We start from the raw sequence: 19,150 nt of genomic DNA, 5'->3' as shown, positions 1-19,150 counted from the left end.
ATGCGTATGAATATGTTGGACAGCTGAATTCATAATTATGGGGTGATTTTACAGTAAAGCTGAATGAAATGGTTCATGTCATCGTAGAATAGTAAAGACATGTGTCAGTTCTTTTACGTTGATACAAAATTCTGTACAAATTCCTTCAAAAATTGTTATATTATTGTTAACTATAAAAAATAGAACGGGAGGTTTTTCAAAATGCTTTTTCATCCGATGGACATTCTGGTGTTCATTGCCTTCGGAATATCTATTTGGGCGCAATTCCGTGTGAAAGGGAATTTTGCTAAGTATTCCGATGTGATCGCTTCGAGTCATTTAACAGGGGCAGAAGTTGCGCGGAGAATTTTGGATCAAAACGGACTTTATGACGTTCCAGTCGAGCCTGTTCACGGGCAGCTGACAGACCACTATGATCCAATTCATCGGGTTGTGCGGTTATCAGAGCCGGTTTATTACGGAAATTCGATTGCGGCCGTCTCCGTCGCGGCGCATGAGTGCGGACACGCAATTCAACATAAAGAACGGTATGGTGCTCTTGTGTTAAGACATAAAATGTTTCCAGTTGTCAATCTTACATCGGGAATTGCTCCGATTTTGCTTATTGCCGGGTTTTTATTACAAAGCTTAAACTTGTTAGGGCTTGGGATTATCTTTTTCTCCGCTGCAGTTGCATTTCAGTTGATCACATTGCCTGTTGAGTTTAATGCGAGCTCTAGAGCAAAAGCTATTTTAGTAAGCGACGGCTTTATCCGAAACGAAGAAGAGCACGGAGTCAATAAAGTATTAAATGCAGCGGCTTTAACGTATGTTGCGGCAGCTTTAATATCTCTATTTGAACTTCTGAAATTCGTGATGATTTTCTTCCAATCTCAAGAAGAATAAAAATTGGAAAAGGGGCTTATTCGTATAATAGGCCCCTTGTCATTTTAGAAAAAGCGCAAGGCTAAGAGGCGGTGTTTATCATGTTAAAAAAATTTATATTACAGACGAGCCGGCGTGATGAAATGATTGACATTACAATGTCAATTCAACAGTTTGTACATGAATCAGCCGTTTCAGAAGGGATAGTTGTGGTATACTGTCCGCACACGACAGCAGGCATTACGATCAATGAAAATGCTGATCCTGACGTAAAGCGGGATATGATTCGCCGTTTCGATGAGCTGTACCCATGGGAGAATCCGCTTGACCGGCATTTTGAAGGGAATACTGCTGCTCATATGAAAGCAAGTACTGTCGGAGCATCCCAGCACGTTATCATCTTGGAAGGAAATTTGCTGCTTGGGACATGGCAAGGCATTTATTTTTGCGAGTTTGACGGACCTAGAAAACGGACATATTATGCAAAAATTTTAAAAGGATAGGTTTTAGTTAAAATGTATAAAAAGTTTGCCCGATTCTAGCCGAAATTCGTTTATTTTTATTTTCACGAATATAGTTTTGATAAGTTGATAGGTACTTGTAATTCGGTCTTGTAACTTGATCTTTTAAATAAGCCGATTCAACCGCTTGTCTTTTTCGATATCGATTTAACGTTTCGATGACGCCTTTTGCATCACGAATTCCGATTCCGTGACCGTAATACAGATTATTGCCGAGATGAATCGCATTTACCCCCCGCCACTGTGGTGTTTCCGGGTTAAAATCCGGGTTGTTGAAATAAACGCAGTCTCCTGGGACAAAATCAGTCATAACGGTCGTTCGGACTCCGAGGTCTTTGTCGTAATGCCAGTCATATAAAACAAGATCTGCAAATAAATAATTAAAAGCTTTTTCTCCTATTGAATCAAGAGCAGCTTTATAGAACACAATGACTATAGCTGTTGCACATTCAAATGCATATTTATTTCCATTTATAAAAATGTCCTCTATTCCTTTTGCCGGAGTCACATCTTTTTTTAACAAAAACGCCCCTTTACTGCTCAGCTGCCAGAAGCGATCATGACAGTATGAATTTTCAAATGTCGCAAATTGCGCTTTGCTTTTTAAAAGGTCGAGCGAAGCTTCGATCGTTTTTCTCCTGAATAAAATTTCAAACTTTAATTCATTTAAGGATTCATAGCGATAAACTTTGTGGCTGTTTGCCATCCAATCAATAATTTCCCGATCTTTTGCATCTGAAAAAAATTCTTTTAATTCATTAGCTGTAATAGGCCTATTTTGAATTGCAATCATTTATCGTTCCCCCCTCTGTAGCCATCGTATGATTTTGATAAGTAATTGGTCCATGTAAATTCTGATATATCGTTGAAAAGAGCGTTACCGCATCAACTTTTTTACAGGAGAAAAACCTCTTATGAAATTTCGTCATTTGTATAAATTTATACTTGTATTGGAAAAATCATCACGCTATAATATTGTCTGTGACAAATGAAAAACGGGGCATTAGCTCAGTTGGGAGAGCGTCGTGCTGGCAGCGCGAAGGTCAGGGGTTCGAGCCCCCTATGCTCCATTTAAAAAACCCTTGTTGACCAAGGGTTTTATTATTTCTTCATAAAAAATGAGTTTTTTGTGATAATATTCGTCTTCAATGAAAAGATGAAGGAAAAAGCTTTTCCGTAAAGATTGTATAAATCTACTGATTGAATTTATAAATATATTTTGTGATAAAAAAAGTTTGTAAAAAATGCAAATATAAATCCGAGTGGAAACGAAAAAATGACGGACCAACCGTTCACTTTTCCGTTTTCTTCGCTTATTCTTATAGCTTCTTTATATCCATATGCAAAATGGAAAATGGATAAAAAATAAGCAATAATTAAGAAAGCCAGATCCATTTTTATCCCTCCCGCTTTTGTCTCTCTAAATTTTATATATTCATGCTTGTCCATTTTTAATACAAAAAAATAAATGCTATGGCTGCATCAGCATTCTGCTTTTATTTGTACTTGGCTGCATCGCGTCTTTTTTTAAGTTGAGGAAACTATTGTCTCGATCGATAAATTGCTTCACAGTGTCAGGTTTCAATCCGGTGAAATCGTGTTTATGAAAACGGTGATGCTGACAAATGCTTGACATCGATTTTCCTTTGGCTCGTTAGATAGAAATTTTAGCGGATCACAAACAGTAAGAGGTGCTTAACAATGCGTTTGTTTGTGGTAAAATATGTTCTAACAGATAATTATTTGAATGAGTATGCTTTCGTCTACTAAATCAATTTTTGTCTAACGACTATCAAAAATAAATCTTTTTTTATAAAAATTTATATTGGAATTAGTGGTTAATGGTGATAGAATATCAAATGTCGTCAAGATCAATGAGACATTAGTCATGAATAAAAAATTACTTTTAAAAAAAACTCTTGACATTTTGCTCTGAATAGTTGTATATTGAAAAAGTCGCTGTAAAAATACAGCGGAAAATGATCTTTGAAAACTGAACAAAACGAAAAGCGTGCCTGTTGATTCTGACAAGAGCATTTGGTGACAAACTTTTTTTTGGAGAGTTTGATCCTGGCTCAGGACGAACGCTGGCGGCGTGCCTAATACATTCAAGTCGAGCGGACCGAAGGGAGCTTGCTCCTTTAGGTTAGCGGCGGACGGGTGAGTAACACGTGGGCAACCTGCCCTGCAGACTGGGATAACTTCGGGAAACCGGAGCTAATACCGGATAACACCGAAAACCGCATGGTTTTCGGTTGAAAGGCGGCTTTTAGCTGTCACTGCAGGATGGGCCCGCGGCGCATTAGCTAGTTGGTGAGGTAACGGCTCACCAAGGCGACGATGCGTAGCCGACCTGAGAGGGTGACCGGCCACACTGGGACTGAGACACGGCCCAGACTCCTACGGGAGGCAGCAGTAGGGAATCTTCCGCAATGGACGAAAGTCTGACGGAGCAACGCCGCGTGAGCGAAGAAGGTCTTCGGATCGTAAAGCTCTGTTGTCAGGGAAGAACAAGTGCCGTTCGAACAGGGCGGTACCTTGACGGTACCTGACGAGGAAGCCACGGCTAACTACGTGCCAGCAGCCGCGGTAATACGTAGGTGGCAAGCGTTGTCCGGAATTATTGGGCGTAAAGCGCGCGCAGGCGGTTCCTTAAGTCTGATGTGAAATCTCGCGGCTCAACCGCGAGCGGCCATTGGAAACTGGGGAACTTGAGTGCAGGAGAGGGGAGCGGAATTCCACGTGTAGCGGTGAAATGCGTAGAGATGTGGAGGAACACCAGTGGCGAAGGCGGCTCTCTGGCCTGTAACTGACGCTGAGGCGCGAAAGCGTGGGGAGCGAACAGGATTAGATACCCTGGTAGTCCACGCCGTAAACGATGAGTGCTAAGTGTTAGAGGGTATCCACCCTTTAGTGCTGCAGCAAACGCATTAAGCACTCCGCCTGGGGAGTACGGCCGCAAGGCTGAAACTCAAAGGAATTGACGGGGACCCGCACAAGCGGTGGAGCATGTGGTTTAATTCGAAGCAACGCGAAGAACCTTACCAGGTCTTGACATCCCCTGACAACCCTAGAGATAGGGCGTTCCCCTTTCGGGGACAGGGTGACAGGTGGTGCATGGTTGTCGTCAGCTCGTGTCGTGAGATGTTGGGTTAAGTCCCGCAACGAGCGCAACCCTTGACCTTAGTTGCCAGCATTCAGTTGGGCACTCTAAGGTGACTGCCGGCTAAAAGTCGGAGGAAGGTGGGGATGACGTCAAATCATCATGCCCCTTATGACCTGGGCTACACACGTGCTACAATGGGTGGTACAAAGGGCAGCGAAACCGCGAGGTGGAGCGAATCCCAAAAAACCACTCTCAGTTCGGATTGCAGGCTGCAACTCGCCTGCATGAAGCCGGAATCGCTAGTAATCGCGGATCAGCATGCCGCGGTGAATACGTTCCCGGGTCTTGTACACACCGCCCGTCACACCACGAGAGTTTGTAACACCCGAAGTCGGTGGGGTAACCCTTACGGGAGCCAGCCGCCGAAGGTGGGACAAATGATTGGGGTGAAGTCGTAACAAGGTAGCCGTATCGGAAGGTGCGGCTGGATCACCTCCTTTCTAAGGATATATACATTGAAATAGGGTGCGCTTTTCCGTTTTGTTTAGTTTTGAAGGATCATATCCTTCTTGATTGTTCTTTGAAAACTGGATAACGGAAAGACATTCACGAATAGATCGCTCATGTTAGGAAGAAACGGTTAAGTTAGAAAGGGCGCACGGTGGATGCCTTGGCACTAGGAGCCGATGAAGGACGGGACAAACACCGAAATGCTTCGGGGAGCTGTAAGTAAGCGTCGATCCGGAGATGTCCGAATGGGGGAACCCACTGCCCGTAATGGGGCAGTATCCATACCTGAATCCATAGGGTATGGAGGGCAACCCGGGGAACTGAAACATCTAAGTACCCGGAGGAAGAGAAAGCAACAGCGATTCCCTGAGTAGCGGCGAGCGAAACGGGAACAGCCCAAACCAAGAGGCGTGCCTCTTGGGGTTGTAGGACACTCGATTAAGGAGTGACAAAGGAACGGGGTAGACGAAGAGGTCTGGAAAGGCCCGTCAGAGAAGGTAACAACCCTGTAGTCGAAACTCCGTTCCCTCCCGAGTGGATCCTGAGTACGGCGGGACACGTGAAATCCCGTCGGAAGCAGGGAGGACCATCTCCCAAGGCTAAATACTCCCTAGTGACCGATAGTGAACCAGTACCGTGAGGGAAAGGTGAAAAGCACCCCGGGAGGGGAGTGAAAGAGAACCTGAAACCGTGTGCCTACAAGTAGTCAGAGCCCGTTAACGGGTGATGGCGTGCCTTTTGTAGAATGAACCGGCGAGTTGCGATTTCGTGCAAGGTTAAGCCGAAAGGCGGAGCCGCAGCGAAAGCGAGTCTGAAGAGGGCGAAATAGTACGAGGTCGCAGACCCGAAACCAGGTGATCTACCCATGTCCAGGGTGAAGGCAAGGTAACACTTGCTGGAGGCCCGAACCCACGCACGTTGAAAAGTGCGGGGATGAGGTGTGGGTAGGGGTGAAATGCCAATCGAACTTGGAGATAGCTGGTTCTCTCCGAAATAGCTTTAGGGCTAGCCTCAAGGGAAGAGTCTTGGAGGTAGAGCACTGATTGGACGAGGGGCCCCCATCGGGTTACCGAATTCAGTCAAACTCCGAATGCCAATGACTTATCCTTGGGAGTCAGACTGCGAGTGATAAGATCCGTGGTCAAAAGGGAAACAGCCCAGACCGCCAGCTAAGGTCCCAAAGTATACGTTAAGTGGAAAAGGATGTGGAGCTGCTTAGACAACCAGGATGTTGGCTTAGAAGCAGCCACCATTTAAAGAGTGCGTAATAGCTCACTGGTCGAGTGGCTCTGCGCCGAAAATGTACCGGGGCTAAACGTATCACCGAAGCTGCGGGTTGACACCGTTGGTGTCAGCGGTAGGAGAGCGTTCTAAGGGCATCGAAGCCGGACCGGAAGGACCGGTGGAGCGCTTAGAAGTGAGAATGCCGGTATGAGTAGCGAAAGAGGGGTGAGAATCCCCTCCGCCGAAAGCCTAAGGTTTCCTGAGGAAGGCTCGTCCGCTCAGGGTTAGTCGGGACCTAAGCCGAGGCCGAAAGGCGTAGGTGATGGACAACAGGTTGATATTCCTGTACCACCTCCTCACCGTTTGAGCAATGGGGGGACGCAGGAGGATAGGGCAAGCGCGCGGCTGGATGTGCGCGTCCAAGCAGTTAGGCTGGCAAGCAGGCAAATCCGCTTGCCGGAAGGCTGAGCTGTGATGGCGAGGGAAAGGAAGTACCGAAGTTCCCGATTCCACACTGCCAAGAAAAGCCTCTAGCGAGGTGAGAGGTGCCCGTACCGCAAACCGACACAGGTAGGCGAGGAGAGAATCCTAAGGTGAGCGAGAGAACTCTCGTTAAGGAACTCGGCAAAATGACCCCGTAACTTCGGGAGAAGGGGTGCTCATCAAGGTGATAAGCCATGATGAGCCGCAGTGAAAAGGCCCAGGCGACTGTTTAGCAAAAACACAGGTCTCTGCGAAACCGTAAGGTGAAGTATAGGGGCTGACGCCTGCCCGGTGCTGGAAGGTTAAGGGGAGCGCTTAGCGAAAAGCGAAGGTGCGAACCGAAGCCCCAGTAAACGGCGGCCGTAACTATAACGGTCCTAAGGTAGCGAAATTCCTTGTCGGGTAAGTTCCGACCCGCACGAAAGGCGTAACGATCTGGGCACTGTCTCAACGAGAGACTCGGTGAAATTATAGTACCTGTGAAGATGCAGGTTACCCGCGACAGGACGGAAAGACCCCGTGGAGCTTTACTGCAGCCTGATATTGAATGTGGGTACAGCTTGTACAGGATAGGTAGGAGCCAGAGACGCGTGAGCGCCAGCTTGCGCTGAGGCGACGGTGGGATACTACCCTGGCTGTACTGACATTCTAACCCGCGCCCCTGATCGGGGCGGGAGACAGTGTCAGGTGGGCAGTTTGACTGGGGCGGTCGCCTCCTAAAAGGTAACGGAGGCGCCCAAAGGTTCCCTCAGAATGGTTGGAAATCATTCGGAGAGTGCAAAGGCAGAAGGGAGCTTGACTGCGAGACCTACAAGTCGAGCAGGGACGAAAGTCGGGCTTAGTGATCCGGTGGTTCCGCATGGAAGGGCCATCGCTCAACGGATAAAAGCTACCCCGGGGATAACAGGCTGATCTCCCCCAAGAGTCCACATCGACGGGGAGGTTTGGCACCTCGATGTCGGCTCATCGCATCCTGGGGCTGTAGTCGGTCCCAAGGGTTGGGCTGTTCGCCCATTAAAGCGGTACGCGAGCTGGGTTCAGAACGTCGTGAGACAGTTCGGTCCCTATCCGTCGCGGGCGCAGGAAATTTGAGAGGAGCTGTCCTTAGTACGAGAGGACCGGGATGGACGCACCGCTGGTGTACCAGTTGTCCCGCCAGGGGCATCGCTGGGTAGCTATGTGCGGAAGGGATAAGCGCTGAAAGCATCTAAGCGTGAAGCCCCCCTCAAGATGAGATTTCCCATCGCTCGAAGCGAGTAAGATCCCTTGAAGATGACGAGGTAGATAGGTCCGAGGTGGAAGCGTGGTGACACGTGGAGCTGACGGATACTAATCGATCGAGGACTTAACCAAGTAGGAGCATCTATTCGTGAAGGAACCGTTATCTAGTTTTGAAAGAATTATGGACTTTTATTTACTTTGCATATGTCCTCTGGTGATTTTTGAATTGGAGGATTAGCTCAGCTGGGAGAGCACTTGCCTTACAAGCAAGGGGTCGGCGGTTCGATCCCGTCATCCTCCACCATACAGTATATCGATTCAGCTCAATTGGCAAAGCACGGTCGAGATATCGTCTTTCATGCTGCTTCATCGTACCAATTGAACTTTTCCTTGGACAAGATTTCTAAGATTGGAACGACGATCAAATGAAGCAAGACTGATTATTGATTGTTGTATTCATCATGCCGGTGTAGCTCAATTGGCAGAGCAACTGAATCGTAATCAGTAGGTTGGGGGTTCGATTCCTCTCGCCGGCATCATTAAAGGTGTTGCATATTGAGCAGGAACTTTTAGATTAGTCGTCAGAGCAACGAGCAATGCTTCGACGAACAATCAGAGAGTTGTCCCGACGCATCCAACATCCTCGAAAAGACTGGCAGAGGAAGGGACATCTGACAAATGAAAAATGGATTAGGAGAAAAAAATTTTTTATGAGCCATTAGCTCAGTCGGTAGAGCATCTGACTTTTAATCAGAGGGTCGGAGGTTCGAATCCTCCATGGCTCACCATTTTGACGCGGGTGTGGCGGAATTGGCAGACGCACTAGACTTAGGATCTAGCGCCTTACGGCGTGGGGGTTCAAGTCCCTCCACCCGCATAATACGCGGAAGTAGTTCAGTGGTAGAACACCACCTTGCCAAGGTGGGGGTCGCGGGTTCGAATCCCGTCTTCCGCTTTTCTCTGCCGGGGTGGCGGAATTGGCAGACGCACAGGACTTAAAATCCTGCGGTAGGTGACTACCGTACCGGTTCAAGTCCGGTCCTCGGCACCATATTTGCGCCCGTAGCTCAATTGGATAGAGCGTTTGACTACGGATCAAAAGGTTAGGGGTTCGACTCCTCTCGGGCGCGCCATATCGGGAAGTAGCTCAGCTTGGTAGAGCACATGGTTTGGGACCATGGGGTCGCAGGTTCGAATCCTGTCTTCCCGACCAGGGAATTTAAAGGGGCCTTAGCTCAGCTGGGAGAGCGCCTGCTTTGCACGCAGGAGGTCAGCGGTTCGATCCCGCTAGGCTCCATATTTAATTTGGCGGTGTAGCTCAGCTGGCTAGAGCGTACGGTTCATACCCGTGAGGTCGGGGGTTCGATCCCCTCCACCGCCATTTTTCGGACCTTTAGCTCAGCTGGTCAGAGCAGACGGCTCATAACCGTCCGGTCGCAGGTTCGAATCCTGCAAGGTCCACCATCTTTATTATATGGAGGAGTACCCAAGTCTGGCTGAAGGGGTCGGTCTTGAAAACCGAGAGGCGGGTCAAACCGCGCGGGGGTTCGAATCCCTCCTCCTCCGTCATTATTATCGCGGGGTGGAGCAGTCCGGTAGCTCGTCGGGCTCATAACCCGAAGGTCGCAGGTTCAAATCCTGCCCCCGCAACCAATGGTCCCGTAGTGTAGCGGTTAACATGCCTGCCTGTCACGCAGGAGATCGCGGGTTCGATTCCCGTCGGGACCGCCATTAATTATTGATTCAACAGCTGTAGGAGGAATTTTTCAAGTACAGCAGGTTGTGTCAATGAATTCTTTCTTTAATGATGGATTGTACATAATTTTTTATCGGAGTTTTACGGCTCGGTAGCTCAGTCGGTAGAGCAAAGGACTGAAAATCCTTGTGTCGGCGGTTCGATTCCGTCCCGAGCCATTGTTTTATTAATTGCGGCGACTGTGGCGAAGTGGTTAACGCACCAGATTGTGGCTCTGGCATTCGTGGGTTCGATTCCCATCAGTCGCCCCATTTGCCTATAGTTAAGTATTTATTTCTATCATCAGCTTATTATGCGGGTGTAGTTTAGTGGTAAAACCTCAGCCACGAGCGACACTTCAATGAATAATCTGCGAGTTGCCTCGATGCATTTACATCCTCGAACAATGCTGGAAGAGGAAGAGGCATGGAAAATGCGTGTTTATCATTTAAATAGAAAAATAAATATTTTCGCGCGGGTGTAGTTTAGTGGTAAAACCTCAGCCTTCCAAGCTGATGTCGTGGGTTCGATTCCCATCACCCGCTTAATATGGGCTTGTAGCTCAGCTGGTTAGAGCGCACGCCTGATAAGCGTGAGGTCGGTGGTTCAAGTCCACTCAGGCCCATTGCTATTTTTTAAGCAGCCTAGTTGGGCAATTGACATTGCTGCAATTGTCAGTCAAAAGCTGTTCTATTTGGCAAAATGCCTTAAATTTTTTTTATATTCCGCAGTAGCTCAGTGGTAGAGCATTCGGCTGTTAACCGAACGGTCGCAGGTTCGAATCCTGCCTGCGGAGTCATTTCGAAATCAAAAAAAAGCGTTGCAGTTTGCAACGCTTTTTTTGTCTTCTTGTAATTTTAATCATTTTTCGTATATGGTTCTTTTTCTGTTAATGGAAGATCTCCCCATAAAACTGTTAAATCCTCTTCATCAAGCATTTTTTCATATCGTTTATGTTCATGTGACGGATAGACGTTTACGTTTTTTCCCTCAATATCTGTATAAATGAAGTTTTCAATATCTTCAATATATCCAATTTCATCATCGGAATTATACATATCTCCGTACGATAACGGTGGAGTTCTTACATCTTGCGGTGTCTCTGACGTTCCGTATTCGATAACATCTTGAAAATAATCATACGGCTCAGTAACAGCGGTATTTTCAAGGTCGATTTGAGAGGATCCGTGAAAAGTCGCATCAAGTATTTCTTCCTCTACAGGTCTTTCATGAGAAATCGTTTGAACTAGAGTATGTTCTTTGCATGTTTTGGCTGTCGGTATGGCTTTGAGACGGTCTTCATCAATTTTTTTTCCGCAGACGGAACAAGTACCGTAAGTGCCCTCATGAATTCTTTCTAATGCTTCAACGATCTCTTCATATTCTTTTTCTAAATGTTTATTTAATGCTAAATCTTTTTCTCTTTCATACAGTTCGGTCGCATCGTCTCCGGGGTGATTGTCGTAGCTGGAAAGCTCTCCAGTTGATTCATGGTCCAGCCCTTTTTCCAATTGAAAATGATCGTTATTATCCCAACGTTTTTCAATCTCATTTTTCATGAATATTAATTGCTTTTGAAAATCCTTTAATTTTTTTTCGTCCATGTCCATATGAAAGACACCTTCTTTTTTAGAATCTAAAGCTATTTTGGACGAAAAGGAATAAATTATAACTTTAAAATCATGAAAAAAATTCACCTTTGCAGCCATAAATTTCATCATCATTTTAAAACACGTCAGGAAAGGATTGCTGCTACCGCGCCTTTTTTAACGCTATGCTTTGAAGCTGATGGCACTTGAAAGGCTAACATAACATCATTCGCTGAGAAACAGGCTGGCTATCCGATAAAGAGGCTGTGACCTATCGAGATGTTTTTTCAGGACAAAATATTTGCTCAGCATATTGAAATTGCGAGTGGATGATACAGAACAAATTTCACAGTAAAGCTTAATAAAAAAACACGATAGTAAACATACTATCGTGTTACTGAGATATGATGGTGCTTATGAGCAAACCTGCAGCAAGCAAAAAGCCTAATAAAGTGTTTGTTTGCGATGTTGCTTTCATGGCCGGCATCATTTCAATAGGCTTTGTTTTGCCGACAAATCGCTTCACCGCCTGAATAGCTTTTGGAATGCTAAGAAAAGCAAGAATAGACCACCATGTGGAATAATCAAAAATGATCATAATAAAAATGAGACAGTAAGAAACAATAAACATAATTGCTAAAAATCGAATTGCATTCTGGCGGCCAAGCAAAATTGCTAATGTTTTTCTTCCGTTTTCCTTATCGCCGTCTAAGTCTCTTATGTTATTCGCAAGCATGATGGCGCCGATCGTGATCGCAATCGGGATCGAATGAATGAAAGCTGTTGAAGTTAGATAACCTGTCTGAATAAAAAAGGAAATAAGGATAATAACGACTCCCATAAATAAACCTGAAGCTAGCTCGCCAAACGGCGTGTAAGCGATTGGATATGGACCTCCAGTATATAAGTATCCTACTGCCATACAAATTGAACCGACTAATGCCAACCACCAGCTTGACTGGAGACAGATGTAAATTCCCAATAGGATAGAGACAACAATACATGTGATTGCTAAATTTAAAACGGTTTGGGGCTTGAAGCCATTTCGGACAATTGCTCCTCCAATTCCGACAGATTCTTCTGTATCAAGACCTCGTTTATAATCGAAATATTCATTAAATAAGTTTGTGGCTGTTTGAATTAACAACGAGGCAGTAAGCATCGTAAGAAAAAGTCCAATATGAATGGGTCCTACTTGCAGTGCCAAAAGAGTTCCGACAATCACGGGGACAAATGCTGCAGTTAATGTATGGGGTCTTAAAAGCATCCACCAAGCCCGAAACCCTCGTTCAGCTTTTATAATGGGTACATTATGTGACTCCGTTTTAGGATGCATAATATGTTCTCTCCTTTATTTCATTCTGAAAACGAAAGCTATTCCCCACAACCTAGTCTAGAAAAATGTCGAAAGAGTGTCAATTGTTTTTCATTGGAATAAATGCTCAAGCCCCATCAAAGAGCTGAGGCAGTTTGTTTGCTTGTTGTTTTGCATTGCGTCATTCTATAATATAGTTGACATAAATTTTGAACAGGTGTATCTTAATATAAGCTATTTTTCGGTTATGGAGGGATCATCTTTGGTTTCAATTCCATGTTCAGATACATTGAGGGATAAAGTTGCGAATGCTGTCAATCATGTCAAAAAATATTCCCATCCAATCATTTTAAGTTATGTATTTGAAATCAAGGAGAAAGATCCGCTCCAGATTTTCTCAAGCTTTCAATCGGCTTATGCAGGGAAAAGATTTTATTGGGCGACACCTGATCGTACATTTATCCTTTGTGGAATTGGTGTTGAGCTAGAATTGACGACAGACAAAAAATTTTCCAACCGTTTTTTTGACATTTATTCAAAGTGGAAAGATTGGAAAGAGCATATACAAATTGAAGGCGCCCATCCGATTGGAACGGGTCCGCTTCTTTTTGGGGGTTTTTCTTTTGACCCTTTAAAAAATGCGAATTCTTCAAAATGGAAACCGTTTCATGAAGCACGATTCACTTTACCTTCTTTCATGATTACAAAAATTGGCCGTCACACACTTGCTACTATAAACAGGTTAATTCAATCAACTGATGATATAAATGAAATTATAAATCATTTCAATACATATGAATACACCTTAAAGAAAAAAAATGAAGACACAAATTCTTTTTTGAATTTTACCATCAAAAAAGAAAGTTTGTTTCATAAAAAAGAGTGGATGGCAGCTGTTGAAAAAGCAACAGAACAAATAAAACAAAACCGTTTTGAGAAAGTCGTATTGGCAAGGGAAATGCTGCTGGAGTTTGAGGGATCGATTGATATACATTATGTTTTATCAATGTTAAATGAACATCAGCCTAATTGTTATTTATTTGTTGTTGAAAATGAAGGAAAAACGTTCGTTGGCGCAACTCCTGAGCGGCTTGTAAGCAAGAGAAACCAAAAGGTTCAGTCTGCATGTGTAGCAGGATCAATTAAAAGAGGAAAAACAGTGGAGGCAGACGAAGAATACGCTCAGATGCTGCTTTCAGATACAAAAAACATTCATGAACATCAAATTGTTGTAAAAGCGATCGAAAAAGTGTTCCGTGAATATTGCCAAGAAGTGCAACTACAAAACAATCCAACGATTTTAAAAACGCCGAATATTCAACATTTGTATACACCTGTTGAAGGAACCGTTAAAAAAGGTTTTACGTTGATTGATTTTGTAGAAAAATTGCATCCGACCCCTGCGCTTGGCGGCTATCCGAAAGATGCTGCTCTAGCATTTATTCGCAATGAAGAACCTTTAGAGAGAGGCTGGTATGCTGCTCCGGTTGGATGGATGGATGATCAGGACAACGGAGAATTTGTCGTTGCGATCCGTTCAGGTCTGCTCGATGAGCAAAAAGCTTATTTGTACGCAGGATGCGGGATTGTTGGAGATTCGAAGCCGGAAGAGGAATACAGGGAGACAGAAATCAAATTTGGACCTATGCAGCATGCATTAGGGGGAAAACTGAATGAAAAATAAAAATCTATCTGACTATGTCATTGCATTTGTAAATGGATTAATTACAAAAGGTATTTCTGAAGTTGTGATTAGCCCAGGTTCACGATCTACCCCGCTTGCGATCACATTTGCAGAGCATCCGAAAATACATACTTATATTAATATTGATGAACGATCTGCAGGTTTTTTTGCTCTTGGATTGGCTAAAAAACAAAGAAAACCAATTGCTTTGCTTTGCACATCAGGAACAGCTGCAGCAAACTATTATCCAGCTATCATAGAAGCCCATTATTCACGCATCCCTCTTGTGATTTTAACGGCTGACAGACCTCATGAGCTGCGGGATATTGGAGCTCCACAAGCAATTGATCAAATTCATCTGTATTCGAACTATGTGAAATGGTTTGTTGATTGCGCTCTTCCTGAAAGCAGTCAAACGATGCTGTTATATATAAAAAATATCGCTCAACGGGCGGTCCAAACTGCAAATGAAAATCCGAAAGGACCAGTCCATATCAACTTACCTTTCCGAGAGCCGCTTTTGCCCGATCTATCGAAAATCCATCAATTGCAGAAGTCTCTTCATATTGAGCCAGTGGTGGAAACAAAAAAGCTGGTCGAACATGAGCAAATTGAACGGATTGTGGATGAAATCGATTCAAGCGAGAAAGGACTTATTGTATGCGGGGAATTACATAACAAAGAGTTTCGTGAACAAGTTTTGGCATTAGCAGAGAAATTGAAATTCCCGATATTAGCGGATCCGTTGTCCAATTTACGCTTTGGCGAACATTCTAAACATTATATTATTGATTGTTATGATTCCATTTTAAAAACGATGGAAAAGAAAGCGTATCTGAAACCTGATGTCGTCCTTCGTTTTGGTGCAATGCCCGTCTCAAAACCGCTGTTTCTATTGTTAAGAGACCATCCTGAAATAAAGCAAATTGTGGTTGATGGTGATGGCGGTTATCGCGATCCTACTTTATCAGCAGAACATGTTCACAGTGATGAAGCCTATTTATGTGAAATGCTGATCAAAAAATGTAAAGATAAACAGGAAACATCCTGGTGCAAAAAATGGAAACAAGTAAACAATCTCTTTCGAGAGTATTTGTCAACGCCGGTCATTGAGGAAGATTCTTTATTTGAAGGAACGGTATATGTCGAATTGCAAAAATTGCTCCCGGATCGCTGCAATGTATTTGTAGGAAACAGCATGCCGATTCGAGATGTCGACACGTTTTTCCATAACAGTGATAAAAATATTGCGGTTTATGCCAACCGGGGAGCGAACGGAATTGACGGAGTCGTTTCGACAGCCCTTGGGGTTTCTGCAGCTAGTCATGAAAAAACTATTTTAATCATAGGGGATTTATCATTTTATCATGATTTAAATGGACTCCTTGCTGCAAAACAAAATAAATTGAACTTAACTGTTTTATTAATTAATAATAACGGCGGCGGCATTTTTTCATTTTTGCCGCAGGCGGATGAAAAGACGCATTTTGAACAATTGTTTGGCACCCCGACCAATTTAGATTTTCAATATGCAGCCAGCTTATATAGTGCACATTATAAAAAAATTTCCACTTGGGAAGAATTCAGAAGCGAGTTTCAATTCTGCATGAATAGAGATGGATTAAATATTATTGAAATCCCGACCAATCGACATTCACGAGTCAACGAACAGAGAAAATGGCTTCGTTCTGTTTCCTGGGAAATAGAAAGGATGTTATGATGGGAAAATTGGCCGTTCGAAATGTGAATTATTGGGCTGAAACGTTTGGAAAGGGGGAGCCACTTGTTCTCCTTCATGGTTTTACAGGAAGCGGAGAAACCTGGGGATTTTTGAAAAATAGTTTAAAAAAATACCAGCTAGTACTTATCGACATCATCGGCCATGGTCAAACAGATTCGCCTGAAAATCCTGAAAGATATCGGATGGAAGAAGCAGTTGAAGATCTAAAAGAAATATTGCTTTCATTCAATATTCGAAAAGCGCATGTGCTCGGGTATTCAATGGGCGGAAGATTGGCATTGAGCTTTGCAATGAGACAGCCGGAATTTGTGAAGACTTTAATATTGGAAAGCAGTTCTCCTGGATTAAAAACTGAAAAGGAACGAGAGACGAGAAGGCTGCAGGACGAACAACTTGCCCAAATGATTTTGGACGAAGGGATTGCGGCATTTGTCCAACATTGGGAAAATATCCCTTTGTTTTTAACGCAAAAGTCTCTCCCGCCTGCCGTCAAGGACAAAATAAGAAAGGATCGGCTGAAAAATAATGCAATTGGATTGGCAAACAGTTTAAAAGGAATGGGAACTGGCGTTCAACCTTCATGGTGGGGAGCATTAAAAAATTTCAACATCCCTACATTATTAATTTGCGGTGAAAGGGATCTTAAGTTTTGCAAAATTATGAAAGAAATGAACCAATTGATTCCTTGCTCTGAATTAAAGGTCGTGCCGCAAGCCGGACATGCAGTTCATGTGGAACAGTCAAAATTTTTTGGTAAAATAGTAGATGAGTTTCTCCAACATTTTTCTACATATTAAAGGAGGATAAAAATGGGATTTCCTTGGGTAAAAGAACGAGAATATGATGAAATCATTTATGAAACGTACAATGGGATAGCAAAAATTACGATGAATCGTCCTCATGTACATAATGCATTCACACCAAAAACGGTCGCGGAAATGATCGATGCTTTTTCCTATGCGCGGGACGATGATAAAATTGGTGTAATTATTTTGACAGGTGCTGGTGATAAAGCGTTTTGCTCAGGCGGAGATCAAAAAGTGCGGGGGCATGGCGGATACGTCGGGGATGATAAAATTCCTAGATTAAACGTTTTGGATTTGCAACGACTTATCCGGGTGATTCCAAAACCGGTTATTGCAATGGTGAACGGATATGCAATTGGAGGAGGACATGTTCTGCATGTCGTGTGTGATTTAACGATCGCATCAGAGAATGCAATTTTCGGACAAACAGGCCCAAAAGTTGGAAGCTTTGATGCGGGATATGGAGTGGGACTGCTTGCCCGGCTTGTTGGTACGAAAAGAGCTCGTGAAATATGGTATTTATGCCGTCAATATAATGCGCAGGAAGCTTATGAGATGGGCTTAGTCAACAAAGTTGTCCCATTAGAGCAGCTTGAAGAGGAAACTGTCAAATGGTGTGAAGAAATTTTGGAAAAAAGCCCAACTGCTATTCGCTTCTTGAAAGCTGCATTTAATGCAGATACAGATGGTCTCGCCGGTCTCCAACAATTCGCGGGGGATGCGACATTATTGTATTATACAACAGATGAAGCGAAAGAAGGACGAGATGCATTTAAAGAGAAAAGAAAACCTGATTTCAAACAATTCCCGCGTTTCCCATAAAAAGAACAAGCAGCTTGATGGCGATGCATCGAGCTGCTTTATTGTGCAATAATCGAGGTGTCAAGACATGAGTGCAAATCGAAATGAAACACCGAATTGGCTTAAACAGCGAGCTTTTTTGACTCCGGACCGATTGGCCATTCGTTATGAGGGGAAAAATTATTCATTTTTGGACTTGCATCAGCTTGTTGAAAAAAGAGCAAGACAGCTGCATCAAATAGATATCAAGCGTGGAGATACAGTCGGGCTTTTAATGAAAAACAGCTTAGAAATGGTCATTAATATTCATGCTTTAATGTATCTCGGTGCGGTCAATGTTCTTTTGAATACTAGACTAACAGCTGAAGAATTATTATGGCAAATAAATGATGCGAATATAAAATGCGTTATCTGTGATGATGAATTATCGGTTCATTTTCCCGGTAAAAAAGTTATGACATTATCAGAGTTGAAGCTTTGTGATGAAAAGGAAGCAGCATTAGATGACAGCTTTATTTTAGATGACGTGGCAACGATTATGTATACGTCTGGAACAACAGGAAAACCGAAAGGAGTTCAGCAAACATTTGGGAATCATTGGTGGAGTGCGATCGGTTCTGTGCTGAATCTTGGACTGAAGGACGGCGATTGCTGGCTTTTGGCAGTTCCTCTTTTTCATATAAGCGGACTGTCAATTTTGATGCGCAGCGTCATTTATGGAATCGGAATTGTTCTCCATTCTTCATTTTCAGCGAAAGAAGCAAACAGAGCGATCAAAAATGAAGGAGTTACGATTGCTTCCGTCGTTACGGCCATGCTGAATGACATGCTGCAGGAATTAGGAAGTGACACGTATCCGAAATCGTTTCGATGCATGCTTTTAGGAGGAGGTCCTGCCCCGCGGCCGATTCTTGAACAATGCCGTGAAAAAGAAATTCCCGTTTTTCAAACATATGGGATGACGGAAACGTGTTCGCAAATTGCCACATTAGCCCCTGAATTTTGCTTTTCAAAACTCGGATCTGCGGGAAAACCGTTGTTTCCAGCTCAAATTCGGATCGTAGCAGACGGCAGGACCTGCTCCCCTAATGAAGAAGGAGAAATTGTAGTAAAAGGACCGAATGTTACACCGGGGTATTTACATCGTCCAGACGCAACAAACGAAGCTATACGTGACGGCTGGTTTTATACTGGAGATTTAGGCTATCTGGATGAAGAAGGATTTTTATATGTATTGGACCGCCGATCCGATTTAATTGTTTCGGGAGGAGAAAACATTTATCCGGCGGAGGTTGAAGCAGTTATTTTGTCGCATCCTTCCGTAAAAGATGTAGGAGTGGTAGGAAAAGAAAATAAAAAATGGGGAAAAGTTCCCCATGCTTTTGTTGTCCGAAGCGAAGAGGTGTCTGAAGAAGAATTAAGGCAATTTTGTTTGAAAAAGCTGGCAAAATACAAAGTTCCAAAAGGATTTACATTTGTTGAATCTCTGCCACGAAATGCATCTAAAAAGCTGCTCAGGAGAAAACTAAAAGAATGGCTGTAGTTTTTGG

General features: G+C 43.8%; 11 protein-coding genes, 20 tRNA genes and 2 rRNA genes. 29 read left to right on the top strand and 4 right to left on the bottom strand.

Annotated features, from left to right (window positions below; translation table 11 throughout):
* Nucleotides 1-201 precede the first annotated feature (201 nt).
* Complete coding sequence (locus NSQ94_RS14555; protein ID WP_063387044.1) at nt 202-885, top strand: zinc metallopeptidase; 684 nt, start codon at nt 202-204, stop codon at nt 883-885.
* Between the two features lie 80 nt (nt 886-965).
* Nucleotides 966-1,367, top strand: a complete 402-nt coding sequence (locus tag NSQ94_RS14550; protein WP_063387043.1) for a secondary thiamine-phosphate synthase enzyme YjbQ — start codon at nt 966-968, stop codon at nt 1,365-1,367.
* A gap of 7 nt (nt 1,368-1,374) precedes the next feature.
* On the opposite strand, the gene NSQ94_RS14545 is transcribed toward NSQ94_RS14550, so the two are convergent.
* A complete protein-coding gene (locus NSQ94_RS14545; protein ID WP_339229506.1) occupies nt 1,375-2,178 on the bottom strand; it encodes a protein-glutamine gamma-glutamyltransferase in 804 nt (267 codons plus the stop codon).
* A gap of 204 nt (nt 2,179-2,382) precedes the next feature.
* On the opposite strand from NSQ94_RS14545, the gene NSQ94_RS14540 reads away from it, so the two are divergent.
* A tRNA-Ala gene (locus tag NSQ94_RS14540) sits at nt 2,383-2,455 on the top strand.
* Between the two features lie 136 nt (nt 2,456-2,591).
* On the opposite strand, the gene NSQ94_RS14535 is transcribed toward NSQ94_RS14540, so the two are convergent.
* Nucleotides 2,592-2,780 carry a hypothetical protein gene (locus NSQ94_RS14535; protein ID WP_063387041.1) on the bottom strand — a complete coding sequence of 63 codons (189 nt, stop codon included), beginning with the start codon at nt 2,778-2,780 and terminating at the stop codon, nt 2,592-2,594.
* Between the two features lie 657 nt (nt 2,781-3,437).
* On the opposite strand from NSQ94_RS14535, the gene NSQ94_RS14530 reads away from it, so the two are divergent.
* From NSQ94_RS14530 to NSQ94_RS14430, 21 genes are all read left to right on the top strand, one after another.
* Nucleotides 3,438-4,991 (top strand): 16S ribosomal RNA (locus NSQ94_RS14530).
* Between the two features lie 138 nt (nt 4,992-5,129).
* Nucleotides 5,130-8,061, top strand: a 23S ribosomal RNA gene (locus tag NSQ94_RS14525).
* Together the 16S and 23S rRNA genes with 19 tRNA genes alongside form the textbook arrangement of a ribosomal RNA operon.
* 96 nt (nt 8,062-8,157) lie before the next feature.
* Nucleotides 8,158-8,233, top strand: a tRNA-Val gene (locus NSQ94_RS14520).
* A gap of 159 nt (nt 8,234-8,392) precedes the next feature.
* Nucleotides 8,393-8,465, top strand: a tRNA-Thr gene (locus tag NSQ94_RS14515).
* A gap of 176 nt (nt 8,466-8,641) precedes the next feature.
* Nucleotides 8,642-8,717, top strand: a tRNA-Lys gene (locus NSQ94_RS14510).
* Between the two features lie 7 nt (nt 8,718-8,724).
* A tRNA-Leu gene (locus NSQ94_RS14505) sits at nt 8,725-8,806 on the top strand.
* Nucleotides 8,807-8,812: 6 nt separating this feature from the next.
* A tRNA-Gly gene (locus tag NSQ94_RS14500) sits at nt 8,813-8,884 on the top strand.
* Between the two features lie 7 nt (nt 8,885-8,891).
* Nucleotides 8,892-8,980: transfer RNA gene (locus NSQ94_RS14495), tRNA-Leu, on the top strand.
* 5 nt (nt 8,981-8,985) lie between these two features.
* Nucleotides 8,986-9,062, top strand: a tRNA-Arg gene (locus NSQ94_RS14490).
* 3 nt (nt 9,063-9,065) lie between these two features.
* Nucleotides 9,066-9,142: transfer RNA gene (locus NSQ94_RS14485), tRNA-Pro, on the top strand.
* A gap of 11 nt (nt 9,143-9,153) precedes the next feature.
* A tRNA-Ala gene (locus NSQ94_RS14480) sits at nt 9,154-9,226 on the top strand.
* 10 nt (nt 9,227-9,236) lie between these two features.
* Nucleotides 9,237-9,310: transfer RNA gene (locus NSQ94_RS14475), tRNA-Met, on the top strand.
* 6 nt (nt 9,311-9,316) lie between these two features.
* Nucleotides 9,317-9,393: transfer RNA gene (locus tag NSQ94_RS14470), tRNA-Ile, on the top strand.
* Nucleotides 9,394-9,405: 12 nt separating this feature from the next.
* Nucleotides 9,406-9,495 (top strand) — tRNA-Ser (locus tag NSQ94_RS14465).
* Nucleotides 9,496-9,505: 10 nt separating this feature from the next.
* Nucleotides 9,506-9,582 (top strand) — tRNA-Met (locus NSQ94_RS14460).
* A gap of 2 nt (nt 9,583-9,584) precedes the next feature.
* Nucleotides 9,585-9,660: transfer RNA gene (locus NSQ94_RS14455), tRNA-Asp, on the top strand.
* A 110-nt stretch (nt 9,661-9,770) separates the two neighbouring features.
* A tRNA-Phe gene (locus tag NSQ94_RS14450) sits at nt 9,771-9,843 on the top strand.
* A gap of 17 nt (nt 9,844-9,860) precedes the next feature.
* Nucleotides 9,861-9,936, top strand: a tRNA-His gene (locus NSQ94_RS14445).
* A gap of 202 nt (nt 9,937-10,138) precedes the next feature.
* Nucleotides 10,139-10,209: transfer RNA gene (locus NSQ94_RS14440), tRNA-Gly, on the top strand.
* Between the two features lie 6 nt (nt 10,210-10,215).
* Nucleotides 10,216-10,289, top strand: a tRNA-Ile gene (locus tag NSQ94_RS14435).
* Between the two features lie 99 nt (nt 10,290-10,388).
* Nucleotides 10,389-10,460 (top strand) — tRNA-Asn (locus NSQ94_RS14430).
* A gap of 61 nt (nt 10,461-10,521) precedes the next feature.
* Here the strand turns inward: NSQ94_RS14430 and NSQ94_RS14425 are convergent.
* Together NSQ94_RS14425 and NSQ94_RS14420 are read right to left on the bottom strand one after the other, a co-directional pair.
* Nucleotides 10,522-11,274: a TraR/DksA C4-type zinc finger protein gene (locus NSQ94_RS14425; RefSeq protein WP_339229504.1), complete on the bottom strand. Its 753-nt coding sequence runs from the start codon at nt 11,272-11,274 to the stop codon at nt 10,522-10,524.
* Between the two features lie 373 nt (nt 11,275-11,647).
* Nucleotides 11,648-12,589, bottom strand: a complete 942-nt coding sequence (locus NSQ94_RS14420; protein WP_063386558.1) for a 1,4-dihydroxy-2-naphthoate polyprenyltransferase — start codon at nt 12,587-12,589, stop codon at nt 11,648-11,650.
* Between the two features lie 241 nt (nt 12,590-12,830).
* Here NSQ94_RS14420 and NSQ94_RS14415 point away from each other — a divergent pair, with 241 nt between their 5' ends.
* From NSQ94_RS14415 to NSQ94_RS14395, 5 genes are all read left to right on the top strand, one after another.
* Nucleotides 12,831-14,252 carry an isochorismate synthase gene (locus NSQ94_RS14415; RefSeq protein WP_339229502.1) on the top strand — a complete coding sequence of 474 codons (1,422 nt, stop codon included), beginning with the start codon at nt 12,831-12,833 and terminating at the stop codon, nt 14,250-14,252.
* Entirely contained in the window at nt 14,242-15,972 is a 1,731-nt protein-coding gene (menD, locus tag NSQ94_RS14410) for a 2-succinyl-5-enolpyruvyl-6-hydroxy-3-cyclohexene-1-carboxylic-acid synthase (protein ID WP_339229500.1), read from the top strand. The genes NSQ94_RS14415 and menD overlap by 11 nt, the downstream gene beginning before the upstream one ends.
* Nucleotides 15,972-16,790, top strand: coding sequence for a 2-succinyl-6-hydroxy-2,4-cyclohexadiene-1-carboxylate synthase (gene menH / locus NSQ94_RS14405; RefSeq protein WP_339230748.1), 819 nt, complete (start codon nt 15,972-15,974; stop codon nt 16,788-16,790). The genes menD and menH overlap by 1 nt, the downstream gene beginning before the upstream one ends.
* 12 nt (nt 16,791-16,802) lie before the next feature.
* Nucleotides 16,803-17,621 carry a 1,4-dihydroxy-2-naphthoyl-CoA synthase gene (gene menB / locus NSQ94_RS14400; RefSeq protein ID WP_063386561.1) on the top strand — a complete coding sequence of 273 codons (819 nt, stop codon included), beginning with the start codon at nt 16,803-16,805 and terminating at the stop codon, nt 17,619-17,621.
* Nucleotides 17,622-17,688: 67 nt separating this feature from the next.
* On the top strand, nt 17,689-19,143 hold the full coding sequence (locus NSQ94_RS14395) for an o-succinylbenzoate--CoA ligase (protein ID WP_130158535.1): 1,455 nt from the start codon (nt 17,689-17,691) through the stop codon (nt 19,141-19,143).
* The last annotated feature ends 7 nt before the right edge of the window (nt 19,144-19,150 follow it).

The sequence above is a fragment of the Aeribacillus sp. FSL K6-2833 genome, assembly GCF_037965815.1.
In the GTDB taxonomy this organism is placed as follows: Bacteria; Bacillota; Bacilli; order Bacillales; family Aeribacillaceae; genus Aeribacillus; species Aeribacillus composti.
Note: the sequence above shows the minus strand (reverse complement) of the source record. Positions and strands in the feature narration are given on the sequence as shown.

What these genes read in the sequence shown, in the direction of transcription:
- NSQ94_RS14555 (WP_063387044.1), top strand. Translation starts at nt 202, where the DNA reads ATGCTTTTTCATCCGATGGACATTCTGGTGTTCATTGCCTTCGGAATA.
- NSQ94_RS14550 (WP_063387043.1), top strand. Translation starts at nt 966, where the DNA reads ATGTTAAAAAAATTTATATTACAGACGAGCCGGCGTGATGAAATGATT.
- NSQ94_RS14545 (WP_339229506.1), bottom strand. Translation starts at nt 2,178, where the DNA reads ATGATTGCAATTCAAAATAGGCCTATTACAGCTAATGAATTAAAAGAA.
- NSQ94_RS14535 (WP_063387041.1), bottom strand. Translation starts at nt 2,780, where the DNA reads ATGGATCTGGCTTTCTTAATTATTGCTTATTTTTTATCCATTTTCCAT.
- NSQ94_RS14425 (WP_339229504.1), bottom strand. Translation starts at nt 11,274, where the DNA reads ATGGACATGGACGAAAAAAAATTAAAGGATTTTCAAAAGCAATTAATA.
- NSQ94_RS14420 (WP_063386558.1), bottom strand. Translation starts at nt 12,589, where the DNA reads ATGCATCCTAAAACGGAGTCACATAATGTACCCATTATAAAAGCTGAA.
- menD (WP_339229500.1), top strand. Translation starts at nt 14,242, where the DNA reads ATGAAAAATAAAAATCTATCTGACTATGTCATTGCATTTGTAAATGGA.
- menH (WP_339230748.1), top strand. Translation starts at nt 15,972, where the DNA reads ATGGGAAAATTGGCCGTTCGAAATGTGAATTATTGGGCTGAAACGTTT.
- menB (WP_063386561.1), top strand. Translation starts at nt 16,803, where the DNA reads ATGGGATTTCCTTGGGTAAAAGAACGAGAATATGATGAAATCATTTAT.
- NSQ94_RS14395 (WP_130158535.1), top strand. Translation starts at nt 17,689, where the DNA reads ATGAGTGCAAATCGAAATGAAACACCGAATTGGCTTAAACAGCGAGCT.